The organism is Mesorhizobium sp. WSM4815 (genome assembly GCF_055811575.1).
This window is the reverse complement of sequence record NZ_JBVVQS010000049.1, coordinates 1-1,511: the sequence shown is the minus strand read 5'-3', so window position 1 is coordinate 1,511 and position 1,511 is coordinate 1. Positions and strand designations below refer to the sequence as shown.

Annotated in this window: 1 pseudogene; it reads right to left on the bottom strand. The window is 67.0% G+C overall.

Annotation, left to right across the window (positions count from 1 at the left end):
* Window positions 1-305: 305 nt before the first annotated feature.
* Window positions 306-1,472 (bottom strand): annotated as a pseudogene (locus AC0L2B_RS00220) (IS110 family RNA-guided transposase).
* Between the last annotated feature and the right edge of the window lie 39 nt (window positions 1,473-1,511).

The window sequence follows — 1,511 nt, the reverse complement described above, 5'->3', positions numbered from 1 at the left end:
CAGGCTTGAATGATCGGGCGCGCCGCCATTCGGCAGCCGACGACAGTTCCGAGGGGAGCTTGCCATGAGGCCCAGGCGCGGAGGTCGCGGGGCAGACTTGTATTCGGTAGATCTCAGTTGGATCTGAACCATGATGCAGGCATGCGCATCGGCGGCGAAGCTCCGGGGCGGCGGACCCATTCTACTAGGCGGATCGAAATGACCATGTGAAAACTCGGGTTGCCGCCACCTCGGATCGTCATCGGCAGGCCCCGCTACCGGGGCCGCCAATTGGGTTGTGTTCTCCTCTATCCCGCGCCCCCCCATCACGCCGCACGTAAGGTGACGCCCTGTGGCGCCTCGCCCGTGGTGACGAGACGCCACAACGCGATCAGCAGCTTGCGCGCCAGCGCCACGATCATCGTCTTGCGCGTGGTTTTGCGCCCGTCGGCCGTGCGCGCATGGAACCATCGGGCGAGACCACTGTCCTTTTGGAACCGGAGAAAGCGCCACGCCAACTGGATCATGCCGCGCCGGACACGGGCGTTGCCGGCGCGTGCCAGCCCCTTCTCGCGGCGGCGTTTGCCGCTCTCGTCCGGCGACCCCGTGAGACCGGCATAGCGCGCCACGGCGCGGCGATCGCGCAGCTTGCGGGACAGCATCTCGTGGACCAGCATGTCCGCCGTCTCGACACCGACGCCGATGACCCGCGCCAGCAGGCGAACCATCGCGTGCGGGCCGTTCGCCGCAGCCGGAGCCGCGGCGAGCCGGCGCAGGCGTTCCTGCTCGATCGTGCGGATCTGCTCGCGCACCAGGCTGAGCCGCTCAAGGAAGCGGTAGAGCTCGGCGCGGGTGTTGTCCGGCAGCGGCGTTCCCTCCGCCGTGCGGATGGTCTCGAGCCTGTCCGCCGCCTGGCGCAGGCTCAGCCGGAAGCTGCGGATGCCGAAGCGGGCGAGGATCGCCTTGATGTGATTGATAATCCGCGTCTTGTCGCCGACCAGGGTCTCCCGCTCGCGGTTCGGCCGCCGCGCGTCCTCCTCTTCGAGCGTCGGGATCGGCGCCATGCTGCAATGGCGCTTCTCGCCGCGCAGCCAGCCGAGAAAGGCGCGCATTAGAAGCTCGGTGTCGAGACGATCGGTCTTGGCGCGCCGGTGCTCGCGCGACACCGCAACGCTAGCGGGGTGGATGGCGTAAGCCTCGATACCGCGCGCTCGCAGCCAGCGCGCCAGCCAGAAGCCGTCGCCGGCCGCCTCATAGGCGACGGCGATCCGCTTGATCTGGCGCCCGGCCCGGCCGGCTTCGTCGCGTCAGCGCTGCAGCAACTTCAACAGTGATGGTGCGTCGGCATCGATCTTCTTGAGGGGCTGGCGCTTGAAACCCGGAACAAGCGAGGCAATCAGCCACTTCGCCTTGCTCATTTCGATGACGACGACGATCGTGTTATCCTGTTCGAGAGCGGTAAGGGACCGGCTCGTGTCAAAAGATTGCGACATGGGGCGCCTCCTTCTGATGGTGGTTTTGACAGCGCCGAA